This window comes from Kineosporia sp. NBRC 101677, assembly GCF_030269265.1.
In the GTDB taxonomy this organism is placed as follows: domain Bacteria; phylum Actinomycetota; class Actinomycetes; order Actinomycetales; family Kineosporiaceae; genus Kineosporia; species Kineosporia rhizophila.
The window spans coordinates 154,615-170,503 of record NZ_BSTA01000002.1; the positions used below are offsets into that span (position 1 = coordinate 154,615).

The 15,889-nt window shown below is 71.5% G+C and carries 14 protein-coding genes; 4 read left to right on the forward strand and 10 right to left on the reverse strand.

What is annotated here, in order from left to right; all coding sequences use genetic code 11:
• Nucleotides 1-19 precede the first annotated feature (19 nt).
• From QSK18_RS06240 to QSK18_RS06260, 5 genes are all read right to left on the reverse strand, one after another.
• On the reverse strand, nucleotides 20-940 hold the full coding sequence (locus QSK18_RS06240) for an ABC transporter substrate-binding protein (RefSeq protein WP_232810246.1): 921 nt from the start codon (nucleotides 938-940) through the stop codon (nucleotides 20-22).
• A 142-nt stretch (nucleotides 941-1,082) separates the two neighbouring features.
• Entirely contained in the window at nucleotides 1,083-1,820 is a 738-nt protein-coding gene (locus tag QSK18_RS06245; RefSeq protein ID WP_232810245.1) for an ABC transporter permease, read from the reverse strand.
• On the reverse strand, nucleotides 1,817-2,464 hold the full coding sequence (locus QSK18_RS06250; RefSeq protein ID WP_285617095.1) for an ABC transporter permease: 648 nt from the start codon (nucleotides 2,462-2,464) through the stop codon (nucleotides 1,817-1,819). The genes QSK18_RS06245 and QSK18_RS06250 overlap by 4 nt, the downstream gene beginning before the upstream one ends.
• The gene (locus tag QSK18_RS06255) at nucleotides 2,461-3,594 is read right to left on the reverse strand and encodes an ABC transporter ATP-binding protein (RefSeq protein ID WP_285617096.1); all 1,134 of its coding nucleotides are present in this window, start codon (nucleotides 3,592-3,594) and stop codon (nucleotides 2,461-2,463) included. The genes QSK18_RS06250 and QSK18_RS06255 overlap by 4 nt, the downstream gene beginning before the upstream one ends.
• 53 nt (nucleotides 3,595-3,647) lie before the next feature.
• Nucleotides 3,648-4,457, reverse strand: a complete 810-nt coding sequence (locus tag QSK18_RS06260) for an IclR family transcriptional regulator (protein ID WP_285617098.1) — start codon at nucleotides 4,455-4,457, stop codon at nucleotides 3,648-3,650.
• Nucleotides 4,458-4,663: 206 nt separating this feature from the next.
• On the opposite strand from QSK18_RS06260, the gene QSK18_RS06265 reads away from it, so the two are divergent.
• Nucleotides 4,664-6,238: an aromatic amino acid ammonia-lyase gene (locus QSK18_RS06265; RefSeq protein WP_285617865.1), complete on the forward strand. Its 1,575-nt coding sequence runs from the start codon at nucleotides 4,664-4,666 to the stop codon at nucleotides 6,236-6,238.
• A gap of 96 nt (nucleotides 6,239-6,334) precedes the next feature.
• Here the strand turns inward: QSK18_RS06265 and QSK18_RS06270 are convergent, their stop codons facing one another.
• Both QSK18_RS06270 and QSK18_RS06275 read right to left on the reverse strand, forming a co-directional pair.
• Complete coding sequence (locus tag QSK18_RS06270; protein ID WP_232810241.1) at nucleotides 6,335-6,928, reverse strand: cysteine dioxygenase; 594 nt, start codon at nucleotides 6,926-6,928, stop codon at nucleotides 6,335-6,337.
• Nucleotides 6,925-7,827: an amidohydrolase family protein gene (locus QSK18_RS06275; protein ID WP_285617101.1), complete on the reverse strand. Its 903-nt coding sequence runs from the start codon at nucleotides 7,825-7,827 to the stop codon at nucleotides 6,925-6,927. Before QSK18_RS06275 ends, QSK18_RS06270 begins: the two co-directional genes overlap by 4 nt.
• Before the next feature lie 271 nt (nucleotides 7,828-8,098).
• Here QSK18_RS06275 and QSK18_RS06280 point away from each other — a divergent pair, with 271 nt between their 5' ends.
• Nucleotides 8,099-9,112, forward strand: a complete 1,014-nt coding sequence (locus QSK18_RS06280) for a LacI family DNA-binding transcriptional regulator (RefSeq protein ID WP_232810239.1) — start codon at nucleotides 8,099-8,101, stop codon at nucleotides 9,110-9,112.
• A 47-nt stretch (nucleotides 9,113-9,159) separates the two neighbouring features.
• Here the strand turns inward: QSK18_RS06280 and QSK18_RS06285 are convergent, their stop codons facing one another.
• Both QSK18_RS06285 and QSK18_RS06290 read right to left on the reverse strand, forming a co-directional pair.
• On the reverse strand, nucleotides 9,160-9,954 hold the full coding sequence (locus QSK18_RS06285) for a hypothetical protein (RefSeq protein WP_232810238.1): 795 nt from the start codon (nucleotides 9,952-9,954) through the stop codon (nucleotides 9,160-9,162).
• Between the two features lie 247 nt (nucleotides 9,955-10,201).
• On the reverse strand, nucleotides 10,202-10,780 hold the full coding sequence (locus QSK18_RS06290; RefSeq protein ID WP_232810237.1) for a TetR/AcrR family transcriptional regulator: 579 nt from the start codon (nucleotides 10,778-10,780) through the stop codon (nucleotides 10,202-10,204).
• Between the two features lie 58 nt (nucleotides 10,781-10,838).
• Between QSK18_RS06290 and QSK18_RS06295 the strand changes: the two genes are divergently transcribed.
• Nucleotides 10,839-12,263 (forward strand): ABC1 kinase family protein, encoded by a 1,425-nt coding sequence (locus QSK18_RS06295; protein ID WP_285617105.1) that lies wholly within the window; start codon nucleotides 10,839-10,841, stop codon nucleotides 12,261-12,263.
• On the forward strand, nucleotides 12,260-13,360 hold the full coding sequence (locus QSK18_RS06300; protein ID WP_232810235.1) for a cytochrome P450: 1,101 nt from the start codon (nucleotides 12,260-12,262) through the stop codon (nucleotides 13,358-13,360). Before QSK18_RS06295 ends, QSK18_RS06300 begins: the two co-directional genes overlap by 4 nt.
• A 24-nt stretch (nucleotides 13,361-13,384) precedes the next feature.
• On the opposite strand, the gene QSK18_RS06305 is transcribed toward QSK18_RS06300, so the two are convergent.
• Nucleotides 13,385-15,889, reverse strand: a complete 2,505-nt coding sequence (locus tag QSK18_RS06305; protein ID WP_285617108.1) for an ABC transporter permease — start codon at nucleotides 15,887-15,889, stop codon at nucleotides 13,385-13,387.

The following is a 15,889-nucleotide window of genomic DNA, read 5'->3' on the forward strand; positions in this document are numbered from 1 at the left end:
GGCACTCGTCACTTCCGGGTCAGCTCAGGCCGTTGCTGGAGAGGAACTCCTCGGCAACGTCGGCCGGCTCCTTCTGCTCCTGGTTGATCTCACCCATCATGCTGGTGAGGTTCTCGGTGGTCAGCTTGGCCGAGACGGCGTTCAGGGCGTCGGTGACGGTGCCGCTGGCCTTGGCCTTGTTGATCACCGGCACCACGTTCTGCGCGGCGAACTGGTTCTCCGGGTCCTCCAGGGTGACCCAGCCGTTGGTGCTGATCGTCGGGTCGGTGCTGAACATGTCGGCCACGTCGACCGTGCCGTTCTTCAGCGCGGCGACGGTGAGCGGGCCGCCCGGGTCGAGCGCCTTGAACTCCTTGAACTCGACGCCGTAGTTCTTCTTGAAGCCGGGGACGCCGGTCGGCCGGGTCTTCCACTCCGGCGGGCCACCCAGGATCAGGTTCTTGCCCTTGAGGTCGCCGATCGACTTCAGGCTGTACTTGTCCGCGGTCTCCTTGGTGACCGTGACCACGTCCTTGTCCTCGGCCGCGGACTGCTCGAGCACCGACAGGCCCTCGGGCAGGGCCTCCGGCAGGGCGGCGTAGACCTCTTCGGAGCTGACCGCCGTGGCCGTGTCGTCGAGGTACGAGAGCAGGTTGCCCGAGTACTCCGGCAGCAGGTCGATCGAGCCGTCCTCGAGGCCCGGGATGTAGGCCTCGCGGGAGCCGATGTTGAGCTTCTTCGACACCGAGACCCCCTTGGCCTCGAGGGCGCCGGCGTAGATCTCGGCGAGCAGTTCGTTCTCGGGGAAGTTCGCCGAGCCGACGATGATCGACTCGGAGGAGGAGCCGCCCTCACCGCCGCTGGAGGTGTCGAGAGGGTCGCTGTCGCCGCCGCACGCGGACAGCGCCAGGGCGGCAGTGGAGGCCAGGGCCGTGGCGAAGGCCATCCTGCGTCGATTCATCAGTGATCTCCTGTGGGTTATGGGTCCCGTAGCTGACAGCTTGTCGTCTGCTCCGGGGAACTGTGGGTACGGCCGGGAGTCGTGCGGATCTCAACTCGGCAACGTCTTCGGTGTCGAATCGGCACAGAATGCGATCAACGGTTCAAACCGCGACCTTGGACTCGGCCGCCGTCACGTCGGCGCTGGCCGCCGGAGTGGCATAGCGGCCGGTGATCCCGCGGGAGACGACGTAGCGCTGCACCACCGCGAACACCAGGTCGAGGGCGACCGCGAGCAGGGCCACCAGCAGGGCGCCGCCCGCCATCTGCGCGTAGTCCTGCTGGGAAAGGCCGTCGATGATGTAGCGGCCGAGGCCGCCCAGGGTCACGTAGGCCGCAACGGTGGCGGTGGCGATGATCTGCAGCATCGAACTACGCACGCCGGAAAGGATCAGCGGCAGTGCATTGGGGACCTCGACCCGCCAGAGCACCTGCCAGCCGGTCATGCCCATTCCCTTGGCCGCGTCCCGGGCCGCCGCGTCGACGTTCTGGACACCAGCGTAGGTGTTCGACAGCACCGCCGGCACTCCCAGAACCACGAGCACGAGCAGGGCGGGTCCCCGGTAGGCCCAGTCGGCCGGCAGGCTGCCGGAGAACTGGATGACCACGTACACCAGCAGACCGAAGGTGGGCAGGGCCCGCAGTGCGTTCGCCGTGCCCGCCACGGCCACCGCGCCCCGGCCGGTGTGCCCGATGAAGAGCCCCAGCGGGATGCCGATCAGCAGGACGAAGAGCAGGGCCTCGAAGGAGTACTGCAGGTGCTCGGCGAGCCGGGCGGGGATCCCGTCCGGGCCGGACCAGTTCTGGCTGTCGCTCAGCCATTCCACGATGCCGTTGATCATCGCTTCGCCACCGCCCGCTGCCAGGGGGTCAGCAGCCGGCTGCCCAGGATGATCAGCCCGTCCAGCACCAGCGCCAGGACCAGGCACAGAAGGACGCCCAGCAGCACGATGCCGGGGATGTAGCGGCCGAAGCCGGTGGTGAACAGCGAGCCCAGCTGCGGCACCCCGATCAGCGCGCCGATCGAGACCAGGCTGACGTTGGCCACGGTGGCCACCCGCAGGCCGGCGGTGATCACCGGGACCGCGATCGGCAGGTCGACCCGCAAGAAGCGGCCCAGCCCGGTGAAGCCCATCGCGGTGGCGGCCGCCCGCACGTCCGGGGCCACCGAGTTCAGCCCGTCGGCGACCACCCGCACCAGCAGCGCCACGCTGTACACGGTCAGCGCCACCACCATGTTGATCGGCGACAGGATCTTCGTGCCCAGGATCGAGGGCATGATGATGAACAGCGCCAGCGACGGGATCGTGTAGAGCAGCCCGGCCAGGTTGGTGATCGGCGGGTACGTCCACCGGTAGCGGCTGGCCACCCAGCCGATCGGCAGCGCGATCAGCAGGCCGAGCGCCACCGGCAGCACCGAGAGCCACAGGTGGGCGAAGAACCACTGGGTGATGTTGTCCGGGTTGTTCTTCAGATAGTTGATCATCCGCCGGTCACCGCACCCTCGTCGTGCTGGTCGCGCCGCGCGTGCAGGTGCGACTCGATCCGCGCGACCACCTCGGCGGCGGTGACCGTGCCCACCAGCGCGCCGTTCTCGTCCACCAGCACTCCGCGGCCGGAGGGCGAGGAGAGTGCCGCGTCCAGGGCGGCCCGCAGTGAACCCGACACCGGGGCCAGAGTTCCGCCGCGGTGCAACAGTTCTGGTGCGACCAGCTTGCCGCTGGGGATGGCGGCGGCCCGCACCCAGCCCAGCGGGCGCCGGGCGTCGTCGAGCGCCAGCGCCCAGCCGTCGCGGGCGGTCCGCTGCACGGCGGCCGCGTCGTCGCCCAGCTTGACCGTCTGCTCGGTCTGCGGGTCGAGGGTGCCGGACTCGAAACCCAGTGCGCGGTAACCGCGGTCGCGCCCGACGAACCCGGCCACGAAGTCGTCCACCGGATCGGTCAGCAGTTCGGCGGGGGAGGCCAGCTGGGCCAGCGTGCCACCGACCTTGAGCACGGCCACCTGGTCGCCGAGCTTCACCGCCTCGTCGATGTCGTGGGTGACGAAGATGATCGTCTTGCCCAGTTCCGACTGCAGGCGCAGGAACTCGTCCTGAAGCTCACCCCGCACCACCGGGTCGACCGCGCTGAACGGCTCGTCCATCAGCATCACCGGCGGGTCGGCGGCGAGCGCCCGGGCCACCCCGACCCGCTGCTGCTGACCGCCGGAGAGCTGGGCGGGGTAACGCTTGGCGAAGTTCGTGTCCAGCCCGACCCGTTCCATCAGTTCCAGCGAGCGGGCCCGGGCCTTCTTCTTGTCCCAGCCCAGCAGCAGCGGCACGGTGGCGATGTTGTCCACGATGGTGCGGTGCGGGAACAGCCCGGCGTGCTGGATCACGTAGCCGATGCCGCGCCGGAGCGTGCTCGCGTCCACCTTGCCGGTGTCCTGGTCGTCCAGCCAGATGGTGCCCGAGGTGGGCTCGATCATCCGGTTGATCATGCGCAGCGAGGTGGTCTTGCCGCATCCGGAGGGCCCGACGAAAACGGTGATCTTGCCGGACGGGGCGACCAGGTCAAGGCCGTTCACCGCCACGGTGCCGTCCGGGTACCTCTTGACCACGGATTCAAACTTGATCATGCGCTCATCTCTGCTCTCGGTGCATCAGTGGCTCGGCGGTGGTTCTCAACTGCTTAAGGACGCTCGTGCTGGGGCATTTCGCTCACCGGACGTTCGTGGGTGGTCACGTTCGGGAACGGGTGTTTCGGGTCGGTCGGGTTGCCCGGACTCGTGCCACCGGGACCGGCTTCAGCCGGAAGGGAGGTTTGCGCCGGACCACCGATGTGCTCGCTCAGACCGTGGGCCAGCCGGGTGAGCAAGGGGCCGAAGGTGCCTACGGCGTCCTGATCCAACCGGTAGGTGGGGCCGACGATGCTGAGCGCCGCCACCACCCCGCCTGGCCCGCTGATCGGCGCGGCCACGGCCGTGACGTCCGGCTCGATGCCCGAGGCGATGCTGGTCCAGCCCTGCTCGGGGGTTTGTCCGAGCAGCACGGTGCCTGCTGCGCTGCCGTCGAGCGGGAATGACCGCCCGACCCAGCCGGCGTGCCGCACTGAGTGGGTTCCCTGGGCCATAGCCAGATACAACGCGCTCTGCCCCGGTCCAGGCACGCTCAGGTAGGCCGACTCGCCGGTGGCGGCCACCAGTTCGTCGAGCGCCGGGCGGCTCAGCGGTACCAGGTGCTCGTGCGAGAGGGCGCGGGCGCCCAGCTGCATCATCCGCGGACCCGGCCGGTAGCCCCCGCTGTCGGCGCGGGCGACGAACTGGTCCTGTTCCAGCGTGCGCAGCAGCCTGAGCGTGGTGCTCACCGGCAGGTCGACCAGGCGAGCCAGCTCGACCAGGGTGTCGCAGCCCTCGTTGCCGCCGGTGCAGACGGCGGCCAGCAGGGCCAGCGCACGTTCGACGGACCTGGTGGAAGAGCTGGCAGGGGGCTTGCCGGGCATCTTCGGCGCCCCTCTCGATCGGTGGAGCACCTTTTCTACCAAGGATGAAGAGTGCCGTCTCGGCCGGAGCTATATTTTCATCCATCGGAAACACATTGCCGGTCAGTGAAAACTAGGCTCAGTCCGGTGAGAAAAGCGTGACGACGTCCAGATCCCTTCCGGGACGGCCGTTGTCTGTTGAGGTGAATCGGGAGCGAAGCGTGGCCATGGAGCAGACTCCGGCCGACCGGGCCGCGGCGGCCGCTGCCGCCGATGCGGCCCCACCGGCCCGCACCCGCCGCTCGGGGGTTCCGGCGATGACGATCGACGGCCGCACCCTGACCACCCGCAAGCTCGTGGCCCGGGTCGACGCGCCGCTGAAGGTGCGGATCACGCCCACTGCGCGCCGCCGGGCCGCAGCCTCCCACCAGGCCGCGAACGCGGCCGTGGGGCTGCGCCCGGTCTACGGCCGCACCACCGGAGTGGGGGCCAACCGCGAGGTGGCGCTGCCCGCCACCGAGGCCGCCCGGTACACCCTCGGCCTGCTGCGCAGCCACGCCACCAGTGCCGGGCAGATCCGCAACGACATCCGGATCCGGGCCACCCTGGTGGTGCGGCTGAACCAGCTCGCGGCCGGCGGCAGCGGGATCTCGATGGCCGCGATCGACGGCCTGGTCGCGATGATCAACGCCGACGCCCTGCCCCCGATCCGCGAGCACGCAGGCATCGGCACCGGCGACCTCACCGCGATGGCGACCACCGCGCTGGGCATCCTGGGCGAGGCGCCGCTGACCAACCCGCTGCGCCCCACCGTGCTCGGCATCCACGACGCGCTGCCGTTCCTCAGCTCCAACGCCGCCACCCTGGCCGACGCCGCCCTGGCCACCGCCCGCCTGCAGACCCTGGCCCGGGCCGCGCTCGCGGTGGCCACGCTGACCGGGGTGGCGGTGCGGGCGAACTGGGAGGCCTTCGGCCCGGCGGTGGCCCGGGTGACGCCCGGGATCGGGGTGCGCCGGGTCTGCCGGGTGGTCACCGGGCTGGTCACCGAGGCCGGCCAGGACGGTCCGGACGGCGAACCGGCCCGGATCCAGGACCCTTTCGGCATGCGGTGCCTGCCCCAGGTGAACGGGCTGCTGCTGGAGACGCTGCAGCAGCTCGACCGGGTGGTGGGGGCGCACCTGAACGCGGCCGCCGAGAACCCGGTGATCCTGGCCGGTCCGGCGGTGCTCGGGCCGGATCCGGAGCCGGTCGTGGCGCACCACGGCGGATTTCACATCCCGGCGGTGGCGCTGGGCTGCGACAGTGCGGCGATCGCGACGGCCCAGTCGGCCTCACTGTTGCAGGGCCGGCTGGCCATGCTGGTCGATCCGGCGGCCACCGGCCTGCCGCCCTTCCTGGGCGACGGAACGCCCGGGGCCTCGGGCGTGATGATGCTGGAGTACCTGGCCGCATCGGCCCTGGCCGAACTGCGGTCGGCCGCCACCCCGGCCTCGCTCGGCTCGGTGAGCCTCTCCCGCGGCACCGAGGAGCACGCCAGCTTCGCCTCCCGCTCGGCCGTGCAGCTGCTGACCGCGGGTGACGCCTACGCCACGGCGCTGTCGTGCGAACTCGTCGCTGCCGTGAGGGCGCTGCGGATGCAGGGGACGAAGACCGAGAGCGCGCCCTGGGGAAGGCTTCTCGAAGCTTGTAAGCCGCTGGGGGACAACCCGGCCGACCGCGACCTCACCGGCGACCTGACCCTGGCGCAGGATCTGCTGCCGGTGCTGGCCGACCTGGTCGAGGAGTACGAGCCCGCCCGCTGAGTACAGCGCGCGGCCGGCAGTCCCGCCCACTCAGGGGGAAGGGCTGCCGGCCGCCAAAGGTTGAGCAGTGCGAGCGAATCCGCGATACAGCTGAGGTCAGGAGCTGAGCGCCGCGTCCCGCAGGCGCTCCTGGTCCTGGGGGAAGGGCTCGTCGATCGGCCGCAGCTCGTCCGCGTAGGAGACCGACGTGCGGCGCAGCACCCCGGTGGTGCTGATCGCGTACTGGCCCATCCGCCACAGCGGCGGCGAGTAGGCGTGGATCGAGACGCTGCCCTCGGCCACCCCGGTCATCCGGTGGATGTGGTCCGGGCCGAAGCTGAACGAGTGGCCGGCCGGCACCCGGACCTCCAGGGCCGCGCTGCCGATCACCAGGTTGTGCTCGGTCACCTCGCCGTGCGCCACCGCCACGGCGCCGGAGGAGACGTCGTGGTCGTGCCAGCCGGTGTCGTTGCTCGGGGTCCAGCACAGCACCCAGACGTCCACGTTCGCGTCGCGGTGCAGGCAGACGTAGTGCCGGTGCTCGTCGTCATAGGCCACGTGCGGCTGCCAGGCCGCCGGGTCGTCGGCGATGGCGGTGACCAGGTCGCGCAGTTCCTGCCGGGTCAGGACCCGGGTGGGCAGGTCCTCCAGGGCGGCCACGGCGGTCGTGCCGGTCGCGCCGGGAGTCTGCGAGGTGATGGTCTCGGTCATGGCGTACCTCCGGTCAGGAAGCGCTGCGGGTTGCTCACATCGATGGCGTGGTCGGCTGCGTTCCCGAAGCCGAGTGGAGCTGGTTCTGCGTAGGGGCGGTCGCTGCCGCGGATCACCGCGTCGATCCCGAGGGCCCGGATCAGCGCGTCCACGGCCTGCGGGCCGTAGCTGGAGGTCTCGACGAAGACGTTCCGGTCGGTCCGGCCGAGCCGCCCGCCCCGGGCGGTCAGCCGTTCGTGCTGCAGCGGGGCCAGGCCGGCGCCCGCCACGAACCCGATCCGCAGCTCCGGCAGCAGCGCGCGGCCGGTGTGGTGCCAGGACCACCAGGCCGCGGACAGCTGGGCGGTGTAGTCCACGACGGCCGGCCACCAGCCGGGCAGTTCCTCGTCGGTCGGCGCGGCCGGGCCGGGATGGACCAGCACGGGCCTACCGGCCGATTCACACACCTGGAGTACCGGGGCGAGGGCCTCGAGGGCCCGCGGGGTGGCCATCCAGGTGGCCGGCACCTGCAGACCCACGAAGGATCCGCGCAGCAGCTCGGCCAGCCCGGTCAGGTCCGGCTCGATCCGGCCGACCGCGGCCCAGGCGCCGAAGCCCGACGGGAACTCCTGGGCCCCGGTGTGCCAGGCGTCCAGGAGAGGGCGGGCCTCAGCCGGCGGCAGGTCTTCCAGCCCCAGGGGGCTGGACAGCGATACCAGGGCCCGGACACCGGCCTGGAGTTCCAGCCGGGCGGCGACATCGTGGTCGGCCGGGTTCACCTGGTAGGCCGGTTCGCCCTTCAGGTGCAGGGTGTATCCGCGGAGAAAGGGTGGTTCCCGGCGGGCCCGGAGTGCCTCGACGAGGGCCGGTGGCCAGAGGTGCTGGTGGACATCGCACGGCTCGGCCGGACGCGACGACACACTGACCACCTTTCCGCATTCCGGACCTCCCCTAGGCCTGACCTGCATTTCCGACTAACTCTATAGACTTATTCAACCGGCTCGTGCGATCCTGTGCAAGCTTCCTGGTGGGCGCGTCGCCGCGATGAACATCGGCTGACGCCCGCAATTCGCCGGACTGATCGGTAATCGGTCCTGAACTGCAGTGAAGCGCTTCACCGGAATCCATTGAAGCGCTTCACCATGATCATCACAAGGGGGGACTGTCGGTGATCCCGGTTACCGTGACGGCATGAATCAGGGGCGTCACCGTCCGACGCTGCGCGACATCGCCGAGGAAACCGGCCTGTCCCCGGCGGCAGTCAGCTACGCCCTGCGCGGGCTGCAGGTCACCGAGGAGACGCAGGCGCGGGTGCGGGAGGCCGCCAAGCGGCTGGGCTACGAGGCCGACCCGATCGCCCGGGCGCTGGCCTCCGGGCGCACCGAGACCATCGGGGTGCTCTGCGGGTCGCTGGCCGACGGCTGGCAGCAGCAGGTGGCCGCCGCGTTGGGCCGGGGGCTGCTGGGGGCCGGGCGTAACCCGGTCACGCTCGACGCGGGCAACGATCCCGAGCGCGAGACCACGCTGGCCAAGCGCATGGTCGACCAGCGGGCCGATGCCCTGGTCGTCCTCCCGGTCGATCCCAACGCCCCGCACTGGGCCGAGATCGCCGAGCGCACGGCCCTGGTCGCGGTGGGCGACGGCCTGCCCGGCGCGCCCGCGGCCGCCGAGGTGGTGTTCGACAACGTCACCGGGGTCAGCCACGGCCTGCGCATGCTGTCGGCCGCCGGGCACACCCGGGTCACCGTGCTCACCCCCACCGACCGGGCCACCCCGGACCGCCCGGCCGAGCAGATCGTCCAGCAGGTGGCACCCGAGCTGGGGCTCTCTGCGGTGGTGCGCACCTGCCCGCACGACCTGGACGGCGCGGCCGCGGTGGTGCGTCAGCTGCTGGCCGAGCCCGCCCCGCCCACGGCCTTCTTCTGTCTGGCCGACTCGATCGCCTTCGGCGTGTACCTGGCCGCCCGTGAGCTGGGAAGGTCGGTGCCGGAAGACATCTCGGTGGTGGGTTACGACGACCTGCCGGCCGGCCGTCTGCTCACCCCGCCGCTGTCCAGCTACCAGTGGCCGATCGACGACCTGGTGGCGGCGGTGGTGAGTCACGCCGTGAACGCGATCGACAAGAAGGCCAGCGGCAAGCAGCGCACGGTTCTGGTGCCCGAGCCCCGTCCCCGAGGCAGCGTGGCCGCCCCCAGGCCGGCCTGAGACAGGCCTGAGGCGGGCCGGGCATCGGCCCGGCCCGCCCGCGCGGCTCAGTTCACCGTGACGTGCACGACCTTGCTGACCGACGAGCCGCTCCAGTCGTCCCCGGCGTAGTGCATCCGGTAGTCGCCCGAGACGGTGGCCTGGTGGGTCGTGACATCGGTGCCCAGAGACGTCCACCGGTTCGAGCCCTCCGGCCGGAACTGCAGGCTGTCACCGTGGCTGTCGAACGTGCGCCACTTGTGCGTCTCCCAGTTGGCGCGCTGGGTGTTGCCGCTGAAAGTGATGTACTCGCCGCTGTTCACGGTGCTCTTGTCGGCCGTGAAGCCGGTGATCCGGGTGGCCCGCAGCAGCGTCAGGTTGCTGCTGAAGCCCTCCAGGTACTCCTCGTCCTGGTGGTCGGGCGCGCCGGTGTCGACGAAGGCCGTCACCCCGCCCTCGATCGGCACGCCCGCCAGTTCGTTGCCGGCCAGACCCGAGCTCAGGGTGAACACCCCTTCGCGCTGCACCTGGAAGTGGCTGGCCGTGCTGACCTCGTAGTTGGCGAACATGTAGAGCGGGAAGGTGGAGCTGTGCGGCACGTTCGGCGGGTACTGGGCGATGTAGTACCAGGCGATCTTCGAGCCGGCCGGGCAGTTCGAGTCCATCCGGAACGTGACCTCCTTGCCGTTCGGGCCCACAGCGATCTTGCCGCTCGGGTACATGCCCGTGATCTGGCATTCGGCAGCGGTTTTCGCGCTGGCCGGGCCGGCGGCCAGCGCCAGGGCCGAGACGGTGGCGCCCAGGGTGGCCAGAACGGCCAGGCCGGCGCGGGCGGTGCGGGTGAACATGGGTGAGACCTCCATACGCAGGAGAATCAGCGAATAAGAAAGCTTTTGGACGCGGTGGATCGCCACCGGAGCCCGGTGTGACGATCGATGCAGGCCCCCCGGCCCGCTCTGGATGCGTTGTGCGGATCAGTGGAAAACCGGTCCGAAACCGCTCACATACACATGAGAACCCACTGGCCGCCGTCCTGCTGGGAGTTTGGCAAACCCGCGCCGGCCGGATTCCGCCGGTGGCCGCTGACCTGCGGTGAAGGAAACTGTGAATTCAGGAGGGCTGGGTCAGGGCGCGGCCGAAGGTGCCCACCCAGGCGGCCACGAACTCGTCCGTGCCCAGCAGCGAGGGGCAGACCAGGCGGTGCGAAAAGAGTGACGGCAGAGCGATGGCCGCGATCGGGCGGGCCTGTTCCTCCGGTACACCCCAGTCCTGCACCAGCCAGGCGGTGAACTCCTCCACCGAGCTGCCGACCAGCCGCTGCACGGTCTGCCCGACCAGGTCGGGACGGGCGCGGCCCTCGATCGTGAGCACCTGCACCAGCTCGCTCTCGGCCTCCAGCTCGGCCAGCACGTACCGGGCGATCAGGGTCAGCTCGACCTCGAGGTCCTGTACCCCGGCGAAGAGCCTGCGGATGTCGCGCAGGGCGCCGAGCCGGCCCAGGTGGCGCTCCAGGGCCTCGCTGAGCACCGCCTCCTTGGTGCGGAAGTGGTGGTAGAGCCCGCCCGCACCCGGAGTGAGCCCGGCCGCCCGCTCGATCGCGGCGACGCTGGTGCCGCGGAAGCCGTGCTCGCTGAACAGCTGCATGGCCGCATCGAGGATCCGGTCGCGGGTTGCGGTTGACGAGCTCACGGCCCAAGTAAACACTGAGGACGACTCAGTGACCACTGAGTCGGTGACGGGAGGGCTCATGCCAGAAGCCGATCAGCCCGCTGGGCAGCGCACCCCGGTGCGGGCCGGGAGCGGCGGGCCGGGACGCATCCGTACCGGCCGGGTGGCCCGGGCGGCGCCGCTGGTGGCCCTGACCGGAAGGACGGCGGGCGAGGCGGTGATCTCCGCGCTGCGCCGCAAGGACCGCGCCGGCGTGCACCAGCGGGGCGCCGAGAGGTACGCGGAGTCGCTCGGCCGGTCCCGGGGCGTCCTGATGAAGGCCGGCCAGATCCTTTCCTTCGTGTCGCTGGGCTCCCTGGTCGAGGGCAGCAGCCAGTCGGTCTACCAGGCCGCCCTGGCCCGTCTGCAGGACGACGCGCCGCCGATGGAGCCGGAGCTGGCCGCCGGGGTGGTCACGGCCGAGCTGGGCGCGCCCCCGCAGGAGGTCTTCGCCGAGTTCGAGCCCGACCCGCTGGCCGCCGCCTCGATCGGCCAGGTGCACGCCGCCACCACGCACGACGGCCGCCGCGTGGTGGTCAAGATCCAGTACCCCGGAGTGGACGAGGCGATCCGCGCCGACCTGGCCAACGCCGAGCTCCTGGCCACGTTCTTCCAGCTGATCCGCGGGGTGCTGCCCGACCTCGGGCACACCGACGCGCGGGCGCTGGCGGCCGAGGTCACCGAGCGGATCGGTGAGGAGATCGACTACCGGGTCGAGGCGGTGAACCAGCAGGCCTTCGCCGACGCCTACCGGGGGCACCCGTTCGCCCGGGTGCCCGAGGTGCTGCCGGAGTACAGCACCGCCCGGGTGCTCACCATGGAGCGCAGCGACGGCATGCGCTGGGCCCAGGCCCGGCAGGCCGACCAGGAGCTGAAGAACCAGTGGGGCGAGGCGGTCTACCGCTTCACCCTGGGCAGCCTGCGCCGGCTCGGGCGGTTCAACGCCGACCCGCACCCGGGCAACTATCTGTTCCACCCCGACGGCACGGTCACCTTCCTCGACTTCGGCTGCGTCAAGACCTGGGACACCGCGCAGGTCGGCTGGATGGTCCGGGCCGTGCAGGCGGCCATCGACGGTGATGCCGACGAGCTGCTGAAGCAGTACACCGCGCAGGGTTTCGTGCCCGGCGAGCCGCCCGAGCCCAAGGCCCTGCTGGCCTGGGCCCGGGAGTCGCTGGCCCCGGTCCTGGCCGAGCAGCCCTTCACCTACACGCCCGAGTTCGCCGCCCGCATCGTCGACCTGGAGTTCTCCCCGCGCGGCCCGCACTCCGCCGTGGTGCAGCGGCTCGCGCTGCCGGGGGAGTACCTGGCCCTCAGCCGGATCGATCTCGGCCTCACCTCGGTGCTGGCCGGGCTGCACGCGGCCAGCGACTGGCGCAGCATCCGCGAGGAGATGGACCTCGGGGCAGCCCCGGCCACCCGGCTCGGCGAGCTCGAGGCCGCCTACCGGGAGGCCCGCTCATGAGCACGCCGGTGCAGTGGGACGAGCAGCTGGGCGCCTTCCGGGTGCGCGGTTTCGAAGAGGCTTCGGCCGTGCTGCGGGGTCAGGGCTGGAGCAGCGACCCGGCCCGCAGCCCGCTGGTGCCGCCGGAGATGACCCGGATGCCGACGTCCATGATGATCTTCACCGACCCGCCCGACCACACCCGCCTGCGCCGGCTGGTGGCCCCGGCCTTCAGTGCCCGGGCGGTGGAGGCCTTCCGGGGGCGGGTCGCCGCGGTCGTGGAGTCGTGTCTGGACCAGATCGAGGACGATTTCCAGCCCGACGAGCCGGACGGTGCCGTCGATCTGCTGGCCGACTTCGGTTACCTGGTACCCCTCGCGGTGATCGCCGAACTGCTCGACGTCGGGGTCGAGGGGGCCCAGGTCTTCCTCGAGCAGACCCCCGACCTGGTCAGGCTTCTCGAGGTCGACGCCGGGCCGGAGGACGTGGAGCTCGCGGTGACGGCCGGCCTCGAGGTCACCCTGTTCCTCACCCCGGTGCTCGCCGCCCGCAAGAGCGGCGAGGGCGAGGACTTCGTCAGTCAGCTGCTGCGCACCGAGCTCACGGTCGACGAGGTGATGGCGACCTGCATGCTGCTGCTCGCGGCCGGGCACGAGACCACCGCCAACCTGATCGCCACCGGCAGCCTGGCCCTGATGCGGCACCGCGACCAGCTCCCGGCGCTGCACCGGAATCCCTCCCGGGCGATCGAGGAACTGGTGCGGCTGGAGGGGCCGGTGCGGGTGATCGGCCGAACCGCCACGACCGACCACGAACTCGGCGGGGTGCGGGTCGGGGCGGGCCAGGCCGTGCTGGTCGAGCTCGACCGGGCGGCCCGCGACGAACGCCGCTGGCCCGACCCGGACCGGCTGGACCTCTCCCGCGAGGGGCCGGGCCACCTGGGCTTCGGCACCGGCATCCACTTCTGCCTGGGTGCCGCCCTGGCCCGGCTGGAGGCCGAAGAGGCCCTGACCCGCCTCTTCGACCGCCATCCGAACGTCCGCCCGGTCCAGGACGTACCCCGGTGGCGGACCTCCTCCACCTTCCACGCCCTGGCCGAACTGCCGGTGCGCCTTTAGGTCCTGTCCTGCGGCTCTCAGGACCTATTCGCGCTGGGCCAGGGCCTCGGCCGGGGGCAGGCGAAGGGCCTGCCGGGTGGCCAGTTCGATGCTGGCGAAGCCGATCGCCACCACCACGGCGACGGTCAGCGGCACCAGCCAGAGCGGCCCGGCCGGGTAGGGCCGGCCCAGCAACCCCAGGCCGAGCAGCAGCATCGGGATCGCCGCCAGCAGCAGCCCGGTCACCGCCGCGGTGGCCGTGATCAGCCCGGCCTCGCGCCTGGCCATCGACCTGATCTGGGCCACCGTGCTGCCGTTCAGCCGCAGGGTGGCGAACTCGGCCCGGCGGGCGGTGGTCGCCGCCACCAGTTTGTTGGTGATCCCGAGCAGCAGGTAGCCGAGCAGCACACCGATCGCGGCCAGGTTGATCCAGACGTCGGCCGGGATCCCGCTCGGGCCGCTGGGGGCCGGGTCGGCCGGGCCCAGCACGAGACCGGGCTCAGTGCTGATCTTCTCGGTGAGCGCGGCCCCGGCCCCGGCCGAGCCGTCGGTACGGACCAGCACCGACGCAGGCAGGGCGGAGACGTGCCCGGCCACCAGTTCGGGAGCGGCCACCAGCGTGCCGAAGCCGAGGTCCCGGTCGTAGACCGCCACGACCTGGGCGGTGGTGGGAGTGCCGTCACCGAGGTAGAGCCGGGTCTGGTCGCCCACCTCCAGACCGGTGGCCGAGCCGGCGGCCACGCTCTGGCCCCGCAGTGCCTCCAGCGAGCCCGCCGTGACGTCGAGATCCACCACCGAGGCCAGCTCCGGCCCTGCGACCAGCGCCGACGTGGACTCCACCTCGGGCTCGCCGAGCAGGTCGTACTCCCGCACCAGCGTTGTGTTGCGCACCTCGGCCACCGCTTCTACGCCCTGGGTGTTGTTCAGCCGCTGCGCCGTGCCCCGCGGGACGCCGCCGAGCGCTCCGGCCGAGACGCTGTACTGGGCAAGGCTTCCCGATTCGGTGTCAACGGCCTGGGCCCGCATCAGCGAGGTCTGGGTGAAGGTGTAGGTGATCACGAAGACCACGGCGATCGCCAGCGTGGTGACGGCTCCGGCGAAGCGCCGCGCGTAACCGTGCACGTTCGACACGGCCAGCCAGGCCGGCGGGGAGATCCGGCCGGGCAGATGCCGGATGAGCAGGCCGCTCAGGACCTGGAACTGGGTGGGACCGGCCAGCGCCAGGCCGACCGCCGCGATGATGCCGGCCAGCGCCGAACTGGAGACGGCGATCACCGAGCGGGACACCAGCGGGATCACCGAGAGCAGGAGCCCGGCGACGATGAGCAGCAGGCCCGCGCCGTTGCGCAGGCCAGCGGCCCGACCGTGGGTGGGGGCCTCGGTGCGGGACTCGGCCACGGCCTCGGTGGCCGGGCGCCGGGAGACCCGCCAGGCCGCACTCCGGGCCGCGATCTGCACGGTGAGCAGCAGGAGAACGGCCGTTGCGAGGGACGGGACCGGGCTGAGGCTCAGCGGCAGGCCTTCGGGCAGCATCTCCAGGTGCACCAGGAATCGCCGGGCCTGCTCGGCCAGCAGGTGGCCCAGGGCGATGCCGGGCACCAGGGCGACGGCCGCGGCCACCGTGGCCTGACCGGCGGCCAGCCGCCGGATCTGCAACGGGGTGGCGCCGACCGCGCGGAGCAGGGCGAGCTCGCGGCGCTGGCCGTCGATCGACACACCGAGCGCCCCGGTCACGATGAAACCGACCAGCAACAGGGTGATTCCGGCCATCGAACCGGCCAGGGCCAGAAGCAGGGCCCGGGCCCCGCCGATCTGCGGGTCGAGCACGTCGCCCCGGCCGCGGTCCGCCTCCACCGTCAGCTCGGGCCAGCGGGCCTCGATCGCCGAGACCACCGATTCCCGCTGTCCGGGAGCGACAGTGAGACCGATCAGGTCGACCTGGTTCGTGTCTCCCGCGAACTCGGCGGCAGCTGGTTCGCTGAAGTAGATGCCGGTGTCACCGGATCCGACGAGGGCAGAAACCGTTCCCGAGAAAGAACTCCCGGCGACCACCAGTTCGGCCTTCTCGCCCACGGTCAGCCCGGCCGCGCGGGCCAGTGACTCACCCAGTGCGACGTCGGAAGCCTGCCGAGGCTGCTCGCCGGTGACCGGGCCGGCCAACGAGGCAGACGCCCAGCCGTGCCCGGCAGTGGCCGGGTCCGGCCCGGCGGCCACCGGCTGCCCGTCGGAACCGAGCAGTGCGGCGGGGAAACTGACGTCGCCCACCGCCGCGCTCACTCCCGGCAGCGCGGCCAGATCGCCCACCAGGCGGTCGGGCAGCCCGGCCCGCTCGGGCAGGGCGAGGGCCTCGATCCCGCTGCCGAAGGTCTGGTCGGCCCCGATCAGGAGATCGGCCCCGGCCAGCCGGGTGACCGGTGGGTGCGAGCGCAGGCCGGACTCGCCCAGCACACCGGTGGTGGTGATCAGCGCCGCCCCACCCAGCACCGCGCTGACCACGGCGATCAGGGCGGCAATCCGCCGCCTGGCCATTCTTCTTGCCACGTAGAACAT